The 16534-nt window shown below is 45.6% G+C and carries 13 protein-coding genes; 5 read left to right on the top strand and 8 right to left on the bottom strand.

Annotated elements, in window-relative coordinates:
• Window positions 1-23 precede the first annotated feature (23 nt).
• The gene (locus tag UFB30_RS01295) at window positions 24-2225 is read left to right on the top strand and encodes an EAL domain-containing protein (RefSeq protein ID WP_322419861.1); all 2202 of its coding nucleotides are present in this window, start codon (window positions 24-26) and stop codon (window positions 2223-2225) included.
• A gap of 42 nt (window positions 2226-2267) precedes the next feature.
• Here UFB30_RS01295 and UFB30_RS01290 read toward each other — a convergent pair whose 3' ends face one another.
• Window positions 2268-3920, bottom strand: a complete 1653-nt coding sequence (locus UFB30_RS01290; RefSeq protein WP_322419860.1) for a glycoside hydrolase family 13 protein — start codon at window positions 3918-3920, stop codon at window positions 2268-2270.
• Between the two features lie 97 nt (window positions 3921-4017).
• Here UFB30_RS01290 and UFB30_RS01285 point away from each other — a divergent pair, with 97 nt between their 5' ends.
• Window positions 4018-4617 (top strand): class I SAM-dependent methyltransferase, encoded by a 600-nt coding sequence (locus tag UFB30_RS01285; RefSeq protein ID WP_322419859.1) that lies wholly within the window; start codon window positions 4018-4020, stop codon window positions 4615-4617.
• A 285-nt stretch (window positions 4618-4902) separates the two neighbouring features.
• Here the strand turns inward: UFB30_RS01285 and UFB30_RS01280 are convergent, their stop codons facing one another.
• Entirely contained in the window at window positions 4903-6366 is a 1464-nt protein-coding gene (locus UFB30_RS01280) for a gluconokinase (RefSeq protein WP_322419858.1), read from the bottom strand.
• Between the two features lie 194 nt (window positions 6367-6560).
• Between UFB30_RS01280 and UFB30_RS01275 the strand changes: the two genes are divergently transcribed.
• Complete coding sequence (locus UFB30_RS01275; RefSeq protein WP_322419857.1) at window positions 6561-7910, top strand: FAD-dependent oxidoreductase; 1350 nt, start codon at window positions 6561-6563, stop codon at window positions 7908-7910.
• A 306-nt stretch (window positions 7911-8216) separates the two neighbouring features.
• Here the strand turns inward: UFB30_RS01275 and UFB30_RS01270 are convergent, their stop codons facing one another.
• The 5 genes from UFB30_RS01270 to UFB30_RS01250 are packed head-to-tail and all read right to left on the bottom strand — an operon-like array spanning window position 8217 to window position 13771.
• Window positions 8217-8801 (bottom strand): SCO family protein, encoded by a 585-nt coding sequence (locus UFB30_RS01270; protein ID WP_322419856.1) that lies wholly within the window; start codon window positions 8799-8801, stop codon window positions 8217-8219.
• Window positions 8798-12460: a multicopper oxidase domain-containing protein gene (locus UFB30_RS01265; protein WP_322419855.1), complete on the bottom strand. Its 3663-nt coding sequence runs from the start codon at window positions 12458-12460 to the stop codon at window positions 8798-8800. Before UFB30_RS01265 ends, UFB30_RS01270 begins: the two co-directional genes overlap by 4 nt.
• Complete coding sequence (locus UFB30_RS01260; protein WP_322419854.1) at window positions 12457-12759, bottom strand: hypothetical protein; 303 nt, start codon at window positions 12757-12759, stop codon at window positions 12457-12459. The genes UFB30_RS01265 and UFB30_RS01260 overlap by 4 nt, the downstream gene beginning before the upstream one ends.
• Before the next feature lie 15 nt (window positions 12760-12774).
• A complete protein-coding gene (locus UFB30_RS01255) occupies window positions 12775-13065 on the bottom strand; it encodes a hypothetical protein (RefSeq protein ID WP_322419853.1) in 291 nt (96 codons plus the stop codon).
• Between the two features lie 34 nt (window positions 13066-13099).
• Complete coding sequence (locus tag UFB30_RS01250) at window positions 13100-13771, bottom strand: hypothetical protein (protein WP_322419852.1); 672 nt, start codon at window positions 13769-13771, stop codon at window positions 13100-13102.
• A 125-nt stretch (window positions 13772-13896) separates the two neighbouring features.
• Between UFB30_RS01250 and UFB30_RS01245 the strand changes: the two genes are divergently transcribed.
• A complete protein-coding gene (locus UFB30_RS01245; protein ID WP_322419851.1) occupies window positions 13897-14301 on the top strand; it encodes a hypothetical protein in 405 nt (134 codons plus the stop codon).
• 14 nt (window positions 14302-14315) lie between these two features.
• Window positions 14316-14738: a hypothetical protein gene (locus UFB30_RS01240; RefSeq protein WP_322419850.1), complete on the top strand. Its 423-nt coding sequence runs from the start codon at window positions 14316-14318 to the stop codon at window positions 14736-14738.
• Window positions 14739-14806: 68 nt separating this feature from the next.
• Here the strand turns inward: UFB30_RS01240 and UFB30_RS01235 are convergent, their stop codons facing one another.
• Window positions 14807-16348 (bottom strand): esterase/lipase family protein, encoded by a 1542-nt coding sequence (locus tag UFB30_RS01235; RefSeq protein ID WP_322419849.1) that lies wholly within the window; start codon window positions 16346-16348, stop codon window positions 14807-14809.
• Window positions 16349-16534 lie beyond the last annotated feature (186 nt).

The following is a 16534-nucleotide window of genomic DNA, read 5'->3' as shown; positions in this document are numbered from 1 at the left end:
GTGTGTTAAGAGGAGGAAAATGCATGGAACACTTGAAAGCAGATCCCCAGTACCTGTTTAACTTCTTTGCCGGTCTCTACAAAATGGTTTTCCTGATGGAAGTGGACACGCAGGGCTATAAATATAAAGATGTTACACCTGAAGCGGTGCGACTCGCTTCACTTCCGGAAGATTGGAAGAACCGTTATATTCATGACATCTATGATGAAAAAGTTGCAGCTCCTCTCATCAGTCAGTACGATGAAGTGGCTTCTACAGGTGAGCCTGTATTTTATTCCGACCAGATGAACAAGCTCTCTAACATTTCTGAGTATGCTGCCTCAGCTCTTATGCCAATCACCGACCGTTATGGACATGTCAGATACATTATCGGTCTGACAGACGACCTTTCAGATTCAACATCTGCCAAGCTGCTCGCCTCGATCGAAAATATTGATTATTTAACCGGGCTTCCAAGCATGCTCAAGGTAAAAGCTGAGCTATCCAGAATGGAGAATACAAAGCTTTCAATTTTATATTTAAATATTGACCGCTTTAAATTAATCAATGAGTGGCTTGGGATTGAAGAGACGAACGAATTACTGAAGAAAATCGCTAAACAGACAGGGGTACTTTTACCGCCCGGGTCAATTTTAGGAAGAATAGATGGTGATGAGTTTATCATCGCTGTACGTGAGCTCATTGAAGATGAGGTCTATGATCTTGCTGAAACGATCCTTTCATCTTTATCAGCATTTACTTATGAAGTGAAAAGTGTCTCGATCCCGGTTACAGGTTGCATAGGAATCTGTATGAGCCCGGGTCACTCGAATTCATTGATAACAAATGCCTGCGCGGCAATGGTTGAAGCAAAACGCGAGGGTAGGAACTCTATCCGCCTGTTTAAAACAGAAAATCACCTGCAGGCTAATAAAGATGAAGCCATTATGGAAGCCGAGTTATATAAAGCACTTGAGCAGGATGAGCTGACTGTATATTATCAGCCGAAATTAGATGCCCACACAAACCAGGTACACTATGAAGCGCTCGTCAGATGGTTCAGCCCGGTACTCGGAACAGTGCCGCCCCTTAAATTTATTCCGGTTGCTGAAAAAACCACGCTTATTCAGGATGTAACCAGGACAGTCGTATATAAAGTGTGCGCTGATATTAAGCAGACACCTGAACTTTTTAAAAATGCAAGAACGTCAATTAACCTGTCTGCTGCTTTATTTGAACCTGAATTAATTGAAAATCATTTCATTACGATAATAAATGAATGCGGAGTGGATCCTGCCAGTCTTGAGATCGAGATTACAGAAAATATGCTGATGGCAGACCCGATTAAAGGCATGGAAATTATTGAGCATTTAAAAAAGATCGGTTTTCGGGTCGTCATTGATGATTTTGGTGTAAGCTATTCATCTTTAAATTATCTTAGAAGCTTTTCACTCGATGGAATTAAAATTGACCGTTCATTCATCTCACAGATTGACCAGCACCATAGCGAAAAGGACATCAGCATTGTACATTTTATTATCCAGCTCGCTAAAAAACTCAACCTCTATGTGACCGCTGAGGGAGTGGAAACAAAAGAACAATTTGACATTCTGACAAGCCTCGGCTGTGATGAAATTCAGGGCTATTATTTCAGCAGACCGCTGCCACTTGAAAAGATCAAAAGTACAATTGAGCATTTCTTTGACTATATCCTGCAGAAAAATCATGGATATCTTGAAGCCGCTGTGACGAAGGATACTGTGGATGAAGCAAGCAGGCTGAAGGAAATTGAACGGCTTCAGATTCTGGACACACCTGCTGAGGAACGGTTTGACCGCATCACCAGAATCATTCAGAATGCCTTTCATGTCCCGATCTGTTTTATCTCAATCATAGACGACAAGCGCCAATGGTTTAAGTCATGTATCGGGCTTCCTGAACCTGTGCAGACGATCAGAGAAGTTCCACGTGACCAGACACTGTGCGATTATGTGATCAGACAGCAGGAAGCACTGATCATCGAAAACATGGCTGAGCATCCTGATGAAGAAATCCGTGAATTCTTTAAAATGAGCGGACTTCAGTTTTATGCCGGCATCCCGCTTATCTCAATGGGTGAAATGATCGGAACGCTTTGCATAACTGATTATCTGCCGCGCACATTTAATAAGCAGCAATTTGAAACGCTAATTGATTATTCGAAATGGGTAGAGTCTGAGCTTGAGCTCTACAGCCTGCGGGTTTAATGTAAGTGAACAAAAAGACAGCGCACCTGCGCTGTCTTTTTGTTAATCTGCTGATACAAACTCATATACACGGGCTTCATATGGTTTTAAGTCGAGCGTCTCAGGCATTACAGACCTTGCTGCAGCGTCGACTTTATAGTTACCGATCACAAGACGAGTTGCTTCACCTGCATAGGCTTTAGGGCTTTCCAATGAAAGTGACTGATCCGAGTGATTCAATGCAATTAGCCATGACGTATTTTTATATACTCTTTTATACATGTACAGCGGTTCTTTCCCTTTTGAGAGATCCTCATAATCACCATAAACCATTACGGGATGCTCTTTGCGCAGTTCGATCAGGTTCTGGTACGTATAGAATACAGAGCTTTGATCAGCAAGCGCCTGTTCCACATTGATTTCCTGATAGTTGGGGTTCACCCTGATCCACGGCTTCCCTTTTGTAAAGCCGGCATTTTCTTTGTCATTCCACTGCATTGGTGTACGGGAATTGTCCCGGCTGAGCAGCAGAAGGTCCTCAAATACTTCTTCCGGATCTCTTCCCTTTTCCACTTCTTCTTTATATTTATTTTTCATCGCAATGTCATTGTAGTCCTCTATTGAATCAAAGCGGACACCAGTCATGCCGATCTCTTCACCCTGATAAATGTATGGCATACCAGGCAGTGTATGAAGCATAATACCAAGCAGCTTGGCTGATTCTGTGCGGTATTTCCCATCATTTCCGTAGCGGGTCACCTGTCGCGTATGATCATGATTATTTAAAAACTGAGAGTTCCAGCCTTTTTCAAAAATACCTTTATACCAATTCTCCTGGATTTCCTTATACTTCGGCAGATCCATCACCGGCATTTCATCCGCCACCTGAAAATGAAACAGGGTATTCAATTCGTTCCGGTCTTCATGAACATATAAAAGGCCGGTATCTGGATTGACAAATGGAATCTCTCCGACTGTCATCACGTCATAATGAGATAGCACCTCTCTGTTCATTTCCTGCAGATAATCGTGAATACCCGGGTTATCAGCGAGATAACTGATATGATCAGGGTTGTCTGCATCCGGGAAGCCTTCCTGTTTTGCAAGCAGGTTAATCACATCCATTCTGAATCCGTCAATGCCAAGATCGAGCCATGAACGCATCATACGGTAGATCTCCCGCCTTACTTCAGTGTTCTCCCAGTTCAGATCAGGCTGCTCTTTTGCAAAAGAATGAAAGTAATACTCACCGGTTTCTTCACTCTTCGTCCACGTTGATGGTTCAAAGTATGAGCGCCAGTTATTCGGTGGTCCATCTTCTTTTCCTTCGCGCCAGATATACCAGTCACGTTTCGGATGGTCTTTTGAGGATTTGGAATCCAGAAACCATGGATGCTGATCGGATGTGTGATTAACCACTAGATCCATGATCACCTTCATCCCTTTAGCATGAATTGCTTCCAGCAGTTCTTTGAAAGTATCCAGATCACCCGCTTTTTCCATCACAGCTTCATAGTCTGAAATGTCATAGCCGTTATCACGGTCGGGTGATTCATAAAACGGATTCAGCCAGATCACATCCACACCAAGCATCTTTATGTAATCCAGCTTTTCAAGCACACCCCGGAGGTCTCCAAACCCATCACCATTGCTGTCATAAAAGCTGCGCCAGTATACCTGATAGACAACCGCTTCCTTCCACCATGTTTTCTTCATCAGAACCCCTCCTGTATCGTTAATGTACGTTCATTATAACCGCTTACAAATGAGATTACTGTTCAGAACCATTATAATTCAGAGGAGGAGTGATCAAATGAATGCATGGGATAGAAGGTTTCAAAACAAAACGTATATTTACGGAAAAGAACCTAACGAATTTATCGTTTTCGCGCAGAAAAAGCTGAATTTAAGAAGAGGTTCTGTGTTAGCGGTAGCTGAAGGAGAAGGCAGAAATGCTGTGTTTATGGCTGAAAAAGGACTCAGCGTTACGGCATGGGATTATTCAGCAGAAGGTCTCAAAAAAACGCAGTCACTGGCCGCTGAAAGACATGTAGAGATAAAAACCGCTCTGGCTGATCTTACCGATGCAGACTGGACACCTGAATCGTATGACGCGGTAATTAACGTATTTGGTCATATTGATCCTGCAGGCAGAGAGTCAATGCTTGAGGGAATCAAAAACACAATCAAACCCCGCGGCTATTATATCAGCGAAGTGTATTCGAAGCACCAGCTTCCTTACAAAACAGGAGGTCCTCCAAAGGAAGAATTTCTATATGATGCAGGAGAAATACTTGAGACATTTAAAGACTGGAGAATTATTCACTTCTTTACCGGCGAGGTCACTAGACAGGAAGGAAAGCTGCATAACGGGCTTTCACACGTGATACAAATCATTGCGCAAAAAATCTGAAAATGTTTCACGTGGAACACTGAAAAGCGGAGGCAGGCGTTTAGGTCCGACAAGCATAAGATGTGATGAGAGAAATGGGTGACCTTTCCCATTTTCTCATCGCAGCTTATGACTCGAGGACCTGCCTGCTGGAGCTGGATCTCATGAAAGGTGGAAGGCGCTTGGTCAGCTCCGACAAGCATAAGACGCGGAGCGGATAACGGGTGACCTTTACCGTTTACCGCTGCGTGGCTTATGCCCCCGGGAACCTAGCGCTTGGAAATGAAATCAATATCACTTTTACATTTATACAGTCATCACCTCAACCAGCCTGCTGTAGCGTTCGTAAATCTTCCTATATTCTTCATGCTGATCTTCATCAGGTTCGAACCGTTCTCCTAAAGGAATATTTTCTTTAATCTGATCCAGTGATTCTTTTTCTCCCAGAGCAGTTAACACTAACCATGCAGCTCCCCAGGCAGCACTATGGTGACTTTCTGTACACTGAACCGGTTTATTAAAGATATTCGAAAGAATTTGGACCCAAAGTGCTGACCGGGATAAACCCCCGTTAACGTAAATCACTTCTGCCTCTTCTCCGGCGGCACCAAGAGAAAGATAGATCTGATACAGATTCAATGTAATACCTTCGAGCACAGCCCTCGCATAGTGTGGAACCCCGTGTGAAATCGAAAGACCGATTAAGCTTCCTCTTGCATCTTGATCCCAAAGTGGTGCACGCTCTCCGTTAATATACGGTAAAAAAATTAATCCATCTGCTCCTGTGGGTGCCGCTGCTGCTTCATTGATCAGCTCTTCATATGTGCCAGGATAATTAAAGGTCTTTTTGAGCCAGTCGATTGCAACCCCTCCATTGTTGGTAGGACCGCCTGTAATATAATGATCCGGCGTAAATGCATAACAGAACACTTCCTGACCTTCACTGACAGTAAAGCTGTTTGTCCATTTACGTACTGCCCCGCTCGTACCGGCTGAAATGGTGAGACAATTTTCTTCAAGTCCGCTGCTGCCAAGGTTGGCAAGCTGCCCGTCAGCCGATCCAATCACAAATGGTATGTGCGCTGGAAGCTTTAAATAGCCCGCGATAACAGGGTTCAGTTCACCCAGCTGGTAATCAGGCGATACCGGTGTACCCAGCTGCTCTTCTCTGATGCCTGCGGTTTCAAGTATTTCTCTATCCCATCGCAAGGTCCGACCATCCAGCATGCCAGTCGCTGAAGCCATTGCATAATCAATCGCCCGCTCTTGAAACCACTGAAAGATGATATATTCTTTAATTGACATCATATATTCAGCCTGTAAATAAGGGCCATAGCCTGTCTCCTTCATCCACATCAGCTTTGTTAAAGGAGACATTGGATGGATGGGCGTACCTGTACGTTTATAAAAAGCAGCCCCTTCTGATTCCATCAAATCTTTTGCCTGCTGTCGGCCTCTTCCATCTGCCCATATCATTGCTTTTGAAAGCGCCCGGCCATTCCCATCAGTGCAGATCAAAGAGTGCATGGCACTTGAAAAACCAATGCCCAGAATATCTTCTGCGCTGACATTCGCTTTATCCAGCACACTTTTTAACGCAAACACTGCAGATGATACGATCACCTCCGGATCCTGCTCTGCATACCCATCTGTTGAATAAACTGTTTTAATTAACTGTTCCGCTTCAGCTTTTACTTTTCCATCCCGGTAAAACATCACTGCTTTCACACTGGTTGTACCAAGATCAAGACCAATTACAAACCTTTGCATACCTGCACTCCCTTTAATGAACAAATTATTTAGTTTCTTATCTTTACCCTAATACTACCATTAAAAATACGCTGTACAAACCGATTGTGAAATACTGAACAAAATACTTGCATTCCATTCCAACCCGTCGTATACTTAAATCAATCAGTTATTGTGAAGTTTTTCACAATATAAAATATAGGAGGAATTTTTCCATGAAAATCGCAGTAATCGGAAGTACTCACGCTGGGACAGCAGCTGTAACGAATATGGCCAATATGTATCCTGATGCAGATATTACAGTCTATGAGAAAAACGATAATGTGTCCTTTCTATCATGTGGTTTAGCATTATATGTCGGCGGTGTCGTTGAAGATCCGCAGGGGCTTTTCTACAGCTCACCTGAACAGCTGAGAAGTCTTGGTGTTACGATGAAAATGCAGCATGCCGTGCAGGAAATCGATACTGCGCGCAAGCAGATCAAAGCGTTAAATCTTGTCACTGGTGAAGAGGTGAATGACAGCTACGATAAGCTTGTGATGTCTACCGGCTCCTGGCCAATCATTCCGCCAATTGATGGCATAAAGCTCGATAATATTCTGTTAGCGAAGAACTTCAACCAGGCAAATACAATTATTGAGAAGTCACGTGACGTAAAACATGTAACTGTTGTAGGAGCAGGCTATATCGGAGTTGAGCTTGTTGAAGCATTTCAGCAGGCAGGTAAGAAAGTAACGCTCATTGACGGTGTAGACCGTATTTTGAATAAATATCTTGATGAGGAATTTACAGATCAGGTGGAACAGGCATTCATTGACCGCGGCGTTGAGCTTAGACTTGGTGAGACCGTAACACGTTTTGAAGGTGAAACATCTGTTGAGGCCGTTGTTACGAATGCAGGACGCGTTGAGACCGACCTGGTCATTATGTGTGTCGGTTTCCGCCCGAATACTGAGCTTTTAAAAGGAAAAGTGGATATGCTGCCAAATGGGGCAATTAAAGTGGATGACTATATGCGTACAAGTGATCCTGATATTCTTGCAGCCGGCGACTGCTGTGCAGTGAAATATAACCCGACTGGCCAGGCTGCCTATATTCCGCTTGCAACAAACGCAGTCAGAATGGGTACGCTCGTTGCACGCAACCTGATTGAGCCGGTCATGAAAAATGTTGGTACGCAAGGTACGTCAGGGCTTCACATTTATGACTTGAATATGGCATCAACAGGCTTAACTGAAACCAGTGCAAAAGCTGCGGACATTCATGTGAAAAGTGTCACAATCTTAGAAAAGCACCGTCCTGAATTTATGCCGACAGCAGAGGATGTGCTGCTGAAGGTCAGCTATCTTCCTGAAAGCCGCAAGATCATTGGCGCACAGGTCTTATCAAAAGCGGATGTGACACAGTCAATTAACACACTCAGCGTCTGCATTCAGACTGGCATGACAATCGATGAACTCGGCTTTGTCGACTTCTTCTTCCAGCCGCACTTTAACCAGCCATGGAACTTCCTGAATAAAGCAGGACTTGCAGCGGCGGAGACACGTAAACCGGAACTGGTTTAACCGGCATTGCACAGATCAATACGTTGAAAAGCGCACTTTCAGATAAGTGCGCTTTTTTGTGCAGTCTGGCGGTTGAGCACCGGGGATAATTGGTTTGCGCAGAGCGGCGGAAGATCAGCCTTTTTGGCGGACACGACAACAGAAATGTGAGATTGCTACAAGCGGCGGAGGGAAAGCGACAGGTTCCCGGGTGTATCGCTACAAGCTGGGCGGGAACAGCGACAACCTCTCCGGCGTATCGCTACAAGCTGGGCAGGAACAGCGACAACCGCTTGGGCGGCCACTGTCCCGCAAAACGCTCTCTAGTCACTCTCCAGCCAGCCTCAAAACATCACGAACCAGTTCTTCCATGTTCAGCCGGTCCCGTGCAGTAGCCATCTGATAAGTGCCGCGAATCTGATGTTCAGCATCCACTAAATAAAGCGTTGTACTGTGAACAATCTGACCGTCAAGCTTCACGCGCTGCATGCGAAACTGTTCAGTTACTTCTGCGGTCTCCTTTTCCGTCCCTCTTAACCAGTGCCAGTGATCTGTGAGGGCATCAAAGGACTTTGCATAGTTCATAATCCGCTCCTCTGTATCCGCTTCAGGATCCAGGGTAATGGCCACAAATTCCACCTGCTCTTCAAATACGCCTTCCCCTCGCAGCTCGCTATCTACTTCTTTCAAGTCACTCATTGTAAACGGGCAAACATCCGGACAGGCAGTATAAAAAAATGCGACAACTTTGATACGGTCATTTTCAGAGGTATAACTTTCCTCATCTATAACTGATGCCATCTGAAATGGCTCAATTGATTTAAGGACAGGAAGTGATGTCTGCAAGTACCATACACCCCATGCTGCACCTGCCAGCAATAAAAAGAACACTCCTGTGCTGAACACCTTCATGTTACGTCATCTTTTTTCTGATTAAGCGGCGGTAAATGATGCTGCATCCGCTTATAAACCCTTAACATCCCCCACATACCAAGCTCGATATCCCAGCGGATATTACCTGAACGGTACATATAATCACCTGATAATCCGGACCATCCGCCTGCTCCATAATGAAGCTTCAAATCTGCTGTGTGACCTGTAATGACCGGACCGTCGAATGATTTTACCTGGGAAGTCAAATCCATTGCATCCGTGTTCCAGTAGTGGCCATGGAGCCTGAAAGTGTGTGCACGCCTGCGTTCTGAAGGGTTGACAAGCCGGATTGTAACCGGATCTCCAGGGTAGGCTTCAAATACAGGCGTTGATGGGTCACCATGTGCTTTTGAGCTGAATAGCCACCCAGGGTTATCGTGTTTTTCGAGCCTTCTGATCAACCTTTCTGTCCGGTAATTGAACCCTCTTGAACCCTGATCATACGTATCAAACAAATCTTCTTCCTCAGTCTCACCAAGAATGCCGTCAGCCGGGTCAATGATCAGGTTTCCATTTTTATCTTTAAGTCTCACACCGTCATGCATGATGAGTACAAACTCTCTTGTCTCTGGTAAAAACGGATGTTTGAGGACCACGGCAGAAGCTTTTCTATCCTCTGTCAGTTCTGTCGGATCAAGCACCTCTGACCCTCTTGGCTCTGCAATTAACATGCCAAATGAGCCAAGTGACCGGTGATTCCTGATATCAGTCATATCCCACAGCCCGCTTGCGCCAAATGCATGGTCTATATACCAGCGATAGGTGATGGATTCACCAGGTCCTGCCGACTGATCAAAGTTAAAGCCTGCTGTCTCACCGGATGATGTTTTCACATCCGCCAGAACAAGTTGCGGGTGCAGCGAAATGCGTAATGACGGCGGGTAAAATGCCTGCTCCTTTACTTCAGGGTAAGCCCATATGCCATCCGGATACGGGAAACGGCCAGGCGTTAAAGCGTTTGTTAACCGGATCTCTACCTCTTCCCCCGCATTAACACGCAGAATAAGCGGCTCCGGTGATTTCTGACCTGCTAAAATGGCTTCTTTATCTTCAGTGTGTGCGAAAATAATGCCATAAGGATCGTGCTCACCGTGTTTACTGTAGGATAACGGGAGATGGAAAGCGGTAATATCAAATCGTCTCAGCGGTGCTTCTGCAGGTGCCGGGCTTTCGATCTCTGATGGTTTTCCAGGAGGAATTCCATCTGTGGCAGTTGTCAAAAACGGGTCAGACTTAAACGGCCTCTGATCAGGCAACGGAATTAATCCCTCCACTGGCTCTTCAAATGCACGAATGAGTCCCCATAATCCATTCCACAGATCTTCTTCTGTTGCAAAGGTCCACAAGTAATCTCCTGAATGCGGAGCGAAAGTTTCCAGCGTGAAGGACTCTGAGATGCCAATATGCTTTTGCGACTCAAATCTTGTCTCGACATCAGGCCGCTCTGCTTTCCAGCGCATCCCGTGAATATGAAAACTGTGCGATTCCTCCTGCGCACCCTGAATCAGCCTGACTCTGAGTGGATCTCCTTTATAACAATTAAATACCGGCGTGATGGGATCTCCATTAACATGGGAGCTGAAAGAGTAAGCCGGGTCACCCGGTCCTTGCAGACGGAACTGGAGCGGTTCACATTTATAATTGACACCAAATACACCGGGGTCATCCTGTGAGCCCGGATAATCAGGAGGCTGAATTGGCGTGCCGTCACGCTCATATAAAAGGGCAAAGTCCTGTACAAATAACGAAAGGTCCCGGTAGTCAGGTATCAGCGGATGCACCGCTGTTATTTCCGTTGCATTAATCACCGGATCGCCTGTTTTTGAATCCAGGAATTTTGTAAAGCGCGGATGGATGACACCCGAACCAAAAACACCGTGCTGCTGGTGGTGCGTAGCAAACAGGTGATCATGATAAAACCAGGCTTTCAGTTCGACGTCAGCATAATATTCATAGGTGATCGTCTGGCCCTGCAGCACACTTGAATCATAGTTCCACCCTACGTTTGCCCCGTCATTAACAAGGACATCGAACTTCATAAAATGAATATGAAACCCTGTTTCATAGGTGCGCGTAAAGAGCTGAAACACATCTCCGCCTGCAATCTCCGGCAGACGATTTGTAAAATGAATTCTGACGCAGGTGCCTGCCGGTGTATGAATGACAAGCGGTTCCGGCTCTTTTTCACCATTCAGTACAGCCTCAAGGTCATCATCCAGCACAAAGATCCGGCCCTTTGGATCATGCCAGCCCTGACGGTTATAAATAATCGGCAGTTCAATGGCTGAAACACGGTATTCAATCACTGGTGCATCAGGATTAAATCCGCATGGATCTGCAAAAACAGCACCAGGTCTCGGATCAGGTATTGCTGCCTGTCTTTCCAGGTCTGTCAGCCCTCTTCCACCTTCAATACCAAGCGGTGGACGCGGTGCTTTAAAGCCCGGTTTCCCTGGAATGAAATTCGGAAATCCCGGTTTATCCTTTGTCGGTCTCGGGGGCTTTGGCCGGTCAGGGAGCGGCTGGAGCGCGTTAATCTGTGTTCCGTCCGGATAACGCTGTGTTCCATCCTGAAGTGTATCGAATATCCGGTTCATCCCCCACATCCCCGCTTCAAAATGAGGATACAGATGACAGTGAATGATCGCGTCTCCGATCGCCCCCTGCAGGCTGCCAAGTCCATAAAGCGGTTCGATGTCATACCAGGATTGAGGGCTGATACTCTGCGCATCAATAATCTCGGAATCTGCATTAGACGGGTCTTTCAGCCACTGGTGAACGTGGTAGTGAAATACGTGTGTCTCCTTAATGCCGCTATGCACCAGGCGAATGACTGCAGGATCCCCTTTATAACCTCTTAAAATCGGTGTCGCTGGATCCCCGAATACCCAGGAATCATGATGCACCTCTTCCCCGTCACATTCCGGACATACAACACCTTCATCCACCAGTTTCTTGCGATTCCCAAGCGGTTCATAGCGGTAATTCACCGCATGCGTGGACTCACTCTGCTCATTCGTCATCGGGTTAATCGGCTGATTGCCTGTTAAATCATCAGTCTCCATCTCATCATGAAAGAGCCATGCATATTCACGGAATGAAGGTAAAAAAGGGTGATGAATATCTGCAAATGGTCCGCTCGTAACCGGGCCGCCTGTCTCAGGATGTGTCCACCAGGATCCCCTTTTCTGAACAAAAAGAGCACCAAATAAACCGTTCCCATTTGACCCTTTCTCTGTACTTGAAGGGTTGCCGAGGTCTGAAAATGGATAAGTGCCAGGGCGGTTCACCCGGAAATGATACGTCTTTTTCTTCCCCTTTTTCACGAGCGATGAATGATTGAATCCCACTTCCGCTCCATCAGAATCCATCACATCATAATCTGCTTCCTCCATATGGATACCGGCTGGAAAAGGAAGCTTATTTTCAAACAGAATCTCGATATCATCACCGGCATTTGCCCTGATCACTAAAGGTTGAACCAGCTCCACCGGGGTGAAAGGATTCTTTTTGACAAGACGCTTTACTCTCTTTTCATTTTCTTTTAATACATACATCATGCCATTGGGATTATGATCACCGAATTGATTGAGTACAATCCGGATCGGAATGGCGACAATGTGAAAGAAACGTCTCACCCGTCACCACCTGTTTCTTTCAGCTGGGGGATCAGCGGCCAGCCGTCCCGCTCAACATAAAACACCTCAATATCATGAATATGAATGTGCCACTCGCGGTTTTCAAGCTCCGCAACATTCGTTGTTTCCACTGCTAAAACCACATAGTCATCCACTACCTGAATGATTCTGCCGATAAAAAAGTACGGAAAAGATGATGTGAGCGCAAGCATTTTCGCACCTGCATGCGCTGCAATAAATTGAATTAACCCTTCTTCATGCCTGTCGTTTGAAGTCATTCCCTTTTGTTGATTTTCCACTTTTATCCTCCTCTTTTACGTTAGTGGAAATACTTTATCTGCAGCAAAGCCCCGCGTAAAATGTGCAATATTTTCAAGTGGAATACTCAGCGGTACCGGAAATTGAAAAAATGGCGCCGTTACCATCTTGACCGTAACCGGATCAAGCGTAAGATGCCCTTCTCCTACCTCGCGCAGCGTCCCGACAAAGATCGGTCTGAACGTCTGACCGAATAAATTAAGCTGATCAGACCTTGTCACAACAAAAACCGATGCACCAATCAGCATGCCAAGCTCTCCTGCCCGCTGCTCATCTGTTAAAGCCATATCCTTCTTCCTTTCTGTCCATCCCGGCAAATCATCACCGGAAACGGGATTTTTTAATGGTTTTTATTTTTTCATAAGGAATGTCCTGCTCTTTTCGTTTAATTAATAACCTCAGCTTCTCTTCATCTGAGTTGATCAGTTTGCCGTAATAAAACTGTCCATCCATCAAGTCTACTTTCAGCCAGCTGTTCCTCCAGCGGCGCAGACTGGTTTTCAAGGTTTCGCGGTAAAACATTTCTTTTAGTTTCGCACGCCTTGAAACCGTTGCACCGAAGTTTCTTAACAGCTTTTTCCTCAGATGATTATCGAAAAAAACATATTGGTGCGTATTCGTAAATTCAGGTGCACCATAAGGCAGCCTCACCTCTGAAACCGCACTGTAGGGAACCCAGTATTTTGTGAAATAGCTTGTCAGAACCAGATAGTCCCTCCCGATATCCTGTACTCTGCCTTTTACAACTGACTGATCCCGGCAAATGACTTCAACGGTCTGATTTCTTTTTTCAACGAGAAACGATTGAAGCAATAAGACTTTGCCTTTCTCAGGGTTGTATTTTAACTGAAGAAAGATATTTGCCAGTTCAATGTAGCGTTTTTTGAGCAGGATCTCTTCTGATGTTCCTTTACCTGCTGGAGATGGATAGGTTTCCGGGTTGTGTGAAGGGGCTGAATGGAGCCAGGCTTCCACATTAAAATCTGAATACACAATGACCCTCCTTTCTTTACAATTTATGATCAGTCTATGCAGTACAGAGGGTTTTGGAGTGGGTTTTGCACGGACAGACACCGGGCGTCATACAATAAAAGATTATGTAAAAGGAGCGGATATGTATGGCCCTGATCCTATTCCTGCACATTGCCATCACTGCTTACTGCTTAAAACAGTTTTTCAAACTGCGTGATCAGACGGGGTTTCATCTGGGTATGAATATCGCAATGCTGACAGGCGGCTTTTCAGGCCTGATAACAGGCATGGTCATCATTGATTATTTCCCATTCTATTTTGTCTTTTTGACGCTGGTTGCAGCTGTTGCGGGAGGACTGACGGGTGCAGTAACCGGACTGTTCTATGACGGCCAGACAGCACTGACCGGACTCTCTAACGGATTTATGATGGGGTTGATGGGGCCGATGATCGGGGCTGCTGCAGGAGGATTAACCATACTTCCGGTGATGCTTGAAATCATATATGTCTGCCTGATCGCACTCGCTTTAACATCTGTGGTGAAATCTTAAAGGAAGTGAAAGCTATGCCGGAAGCGATTTTCCTGTCAGCCATTACACTTTTGATCTTTCATACAGCTTTATTATTAAAAAAGAGATTTACGTTAACAGAACGTTTCACTAATACTGTGGTAACATTCATCACAGGCGGAGCAGGATTGACCATCACGCTGCCACTCGTTCTGATGTTTGAAGGGGATTGGTTATGGGGCGTACTTCTAATAGCAGGCTACCTCTGTGGCGCGGTTTCAGGCTATGCTTCAGCCGGGGTCGCCGGAGCGATTCATATTAGTATGGGAAGTATAATGGGTCTGATGCTTGGAGAAGTACTGCAGAGTCCGGCACTGTGCGGGCTCCCTGTTCAAGAATGGCAAATGCTGCTGCCTGCCTGTTCCATGATTTATTACGCCATTGTCAGTCTGATTATTTTCATTTCCTACAGGTATTAAAAAACAGCTGTTGGTGTCCGCTTCAGACGGATATCAACAGCTGTGCAGAAACAACATGAGTATCATTTTTAGTAAGCGAACCCTTCCTTATCGACAAATACAGACTCTATCACTGTACGCTGGAACTTCTGTCCGGATGGCGTAGTGCCTTCCACTTCCACCGTCATATTGTAGGTACCCTCTTCTGAAGGAATCGTCACAGATTTTCCGCTTTGCTTAAATGTACGCATCTGCTGACCAGAGCGCTGATTTCCTTTACCGTTACCCGGAATAAACCCTATTTCACTAAACATCTCGATCTCTGCATGACGCTGCGCTTTATTTCTTAAGCCAAGGTTCGCTTCTAAAGCCCAGCTCCGCTTATTTCCAGCAGGCTCAAGCGCGAGCTGATCGTTTAATGTTGATTGGAAAGTGACCATTAAAGCATAAGCAGATTCCTCTTCCGTTACAGTTTCTGCGATCCACTTCCCGGCTTCAGGGTCAGATACTTCAATCGTATGATGATAAGCTCCGTCAAAAAACATCGTATCATCCTCATCAGCCGTCACCTCATAATCCCGTGCCGGCCCTTTAGGAGATTTCAGCGTCACCGTGTTATGCGGTGTGGCACTCATCCAGTTAATCACAAGGCTTTCTGCTTCATCCTCTACATAGAAACTCTCTGACGCTTTACCATCCTGTGCCCCGCCTCTTATAAGAGTATCCAGCGGTCCGGTTTCGTCTTCCCTTGCTTCCATTGCGCTAAAATCAGAGAATGCAGCAGCCCGCTGTGTCGTTAGATATGGCTGGAAGATCGACAGGGTATTATATCCCTTATTGACCTCACCGTGATTCCAGTTCCCGACAGCCAGACTCCTACCGTAGGGCAGTTGAGCACTTGCAACTGATACAACCCCATCATTTGGTCCTGAAATGAAACCGCTCCCAAACCAGTAAGCACTGAACAAAGGTCCGGTGCGTGTACCTGCAAGAGAAAAATAACTGTTTTGTGATGCTTCAAAGCGGTTATCAGTGATCGAACGGAAGTAGTTCATTGTACCAGTCTGCAGACTCTGAGTACCTTCACTATTCTGTCCAATCAGACTCGCAAGCCAGCCAAGAGATGTACTATTCGCCAGGTTGGCAAGCTCACTTCCATAGTGAGGTGAGCTGAGCGTAATGACATTCGAGACAAGCGGATACTTCCCTTCATGAATCAGGGCAACCTGAGTATCAACGCCCCCTTTACTAAACGCAACGATCACCAGCTTTTTTCCGCCAAAATGAGCAGAGATCTCTTCAAGCTGACCTGCAAGCATCTCACCATTATCCCAATAACTTTTAGGCGTGCCTCCGGAATCATTCAGCTCAACAAAAGCTGTTTCATAACCCGCCGCAAGCGCACGGCTGTACATATCATTTTCGTTATACCAAACGGTCGAATCATTCGTCAGACCCTGAACAAATACAACAACAGGCTTTGCAGGGTCTATGTAAGCAGGGGCTTCACCAATACTGATTGTACCTGGAACAAGTGAGTTACCAGGCGTCTTAAATCCTCCGGCAAAAGCGGCAGACGGCAGTGACAGAAGCAGGAACACAGCAATTAACAGGGAAAGCGTTTTTTTCATCTAATCCTCTCCTTTAAAGCTGTACCGGGAAACCCCGACCACCTAAGTATTTCGACACCCGGAAGGTAAATCCTGTATGTTTTGAATAATTAAATTATTATTTATTTATGTGTGGGATGGGACGGCTGATTGTCGCTATTTCTGTTTACAGTGTAGCTTTCCCTGCTGAACTTGTAGCGATACACC

Source organism: Jeotgalibacillus haloalkalitolerans, assembly GCF_034427455.1.
In the GTDB taxonomy this organism is placed as follows: Bacteria; Bacillota; Bacilli; order Bacillales; family Jeotgalibacillaceae; genus Jeotgalibacillus; species Jeotgalibacillus haloalkalitolerans.
Note: the sequence above shows the minus strand (reverse complement) of the source record. Positions and strands in the feature narration are given on the sequence as shown.

What these genes read in the sequence shown, in the direction of transcription:
- UFB30_RS01280 (WP_322419858.1), bottom strand. Translation starts at nt 6,366, where the DNA reads ATGCAAAGGTTTGTAATTGGTCTTGATCTTGGTACAACCAGTGTGAAA.
- UFB30_RS01245 (WP_322419851.1), top strand. Translation starts at nt 13,897, where the DNA reads ATGGCCCTGATCCTATTCCTGCACATTGCCATCACTGCTTACTGCTTA.
- UFB30_RS01270 (WP_322419856.1), bottom strand. Translation starts at nt 8,801, where the DNA reads ATGAAGGTGTTCAGCACAGGAGTGTTCTTTTTATTGCTGGCAGGTGCA.
- UFB30_RS01275 (WP_322419857.1), top strand. Translation starts at nt 6,561, where the DNA reads ATGAAAATCGCAGTAATCGGAAGTACTCACGCTGGGACAGCAGCTGTA.
- UFB30_RS01240 (WP_322419850.1), top strand. Translation starts at nt 14,316, where the DNA reads ATGCCGGAAGCGATTTTCCTGTCAGCCATTACACTTTTGATCTTTCAT.
- UFB30_RS01285 (WP_322419859.1), top strand. Translation starts at nt 4,018, where the DNA reads ATGAATGCATGGGATAGAAGGTTTCAAAACAAAACGTATATTTACGGA.
- UFB30_RS01295 (WP_322419861.1), top strand. Translation starts at nt 24, where the DNA reads ATGGAACACTTGAAAGCAGATCCCCAGTACCTGTTTAACTTCTTTGCC.
- UFB30_RS01290 (WP_322419860.1), bottom strand. Translation starts at nt 3,920, where the DNA reads ATGAAGAAAACATGGTGGAAGGAAGCGGTTGTCTATCAGGTATACTGG.
- UFB30_RS01255 (WP_322419853.1), bottom strand. Translation starts at nt 13,065, where the DNA reads ATGGCTTTAACAGATGAGCAGCGGGCAGGAGAGCTTGGCATGCTGATT.
- UFB30_RS01235 (WP_322419849.1), bottom strand. Translation starts at nt 16,348, where the DNA reads ATGAAAAAAACGCTTTCCCTGTTAATTGCTGTGTTCCTGCTTCTGTCA.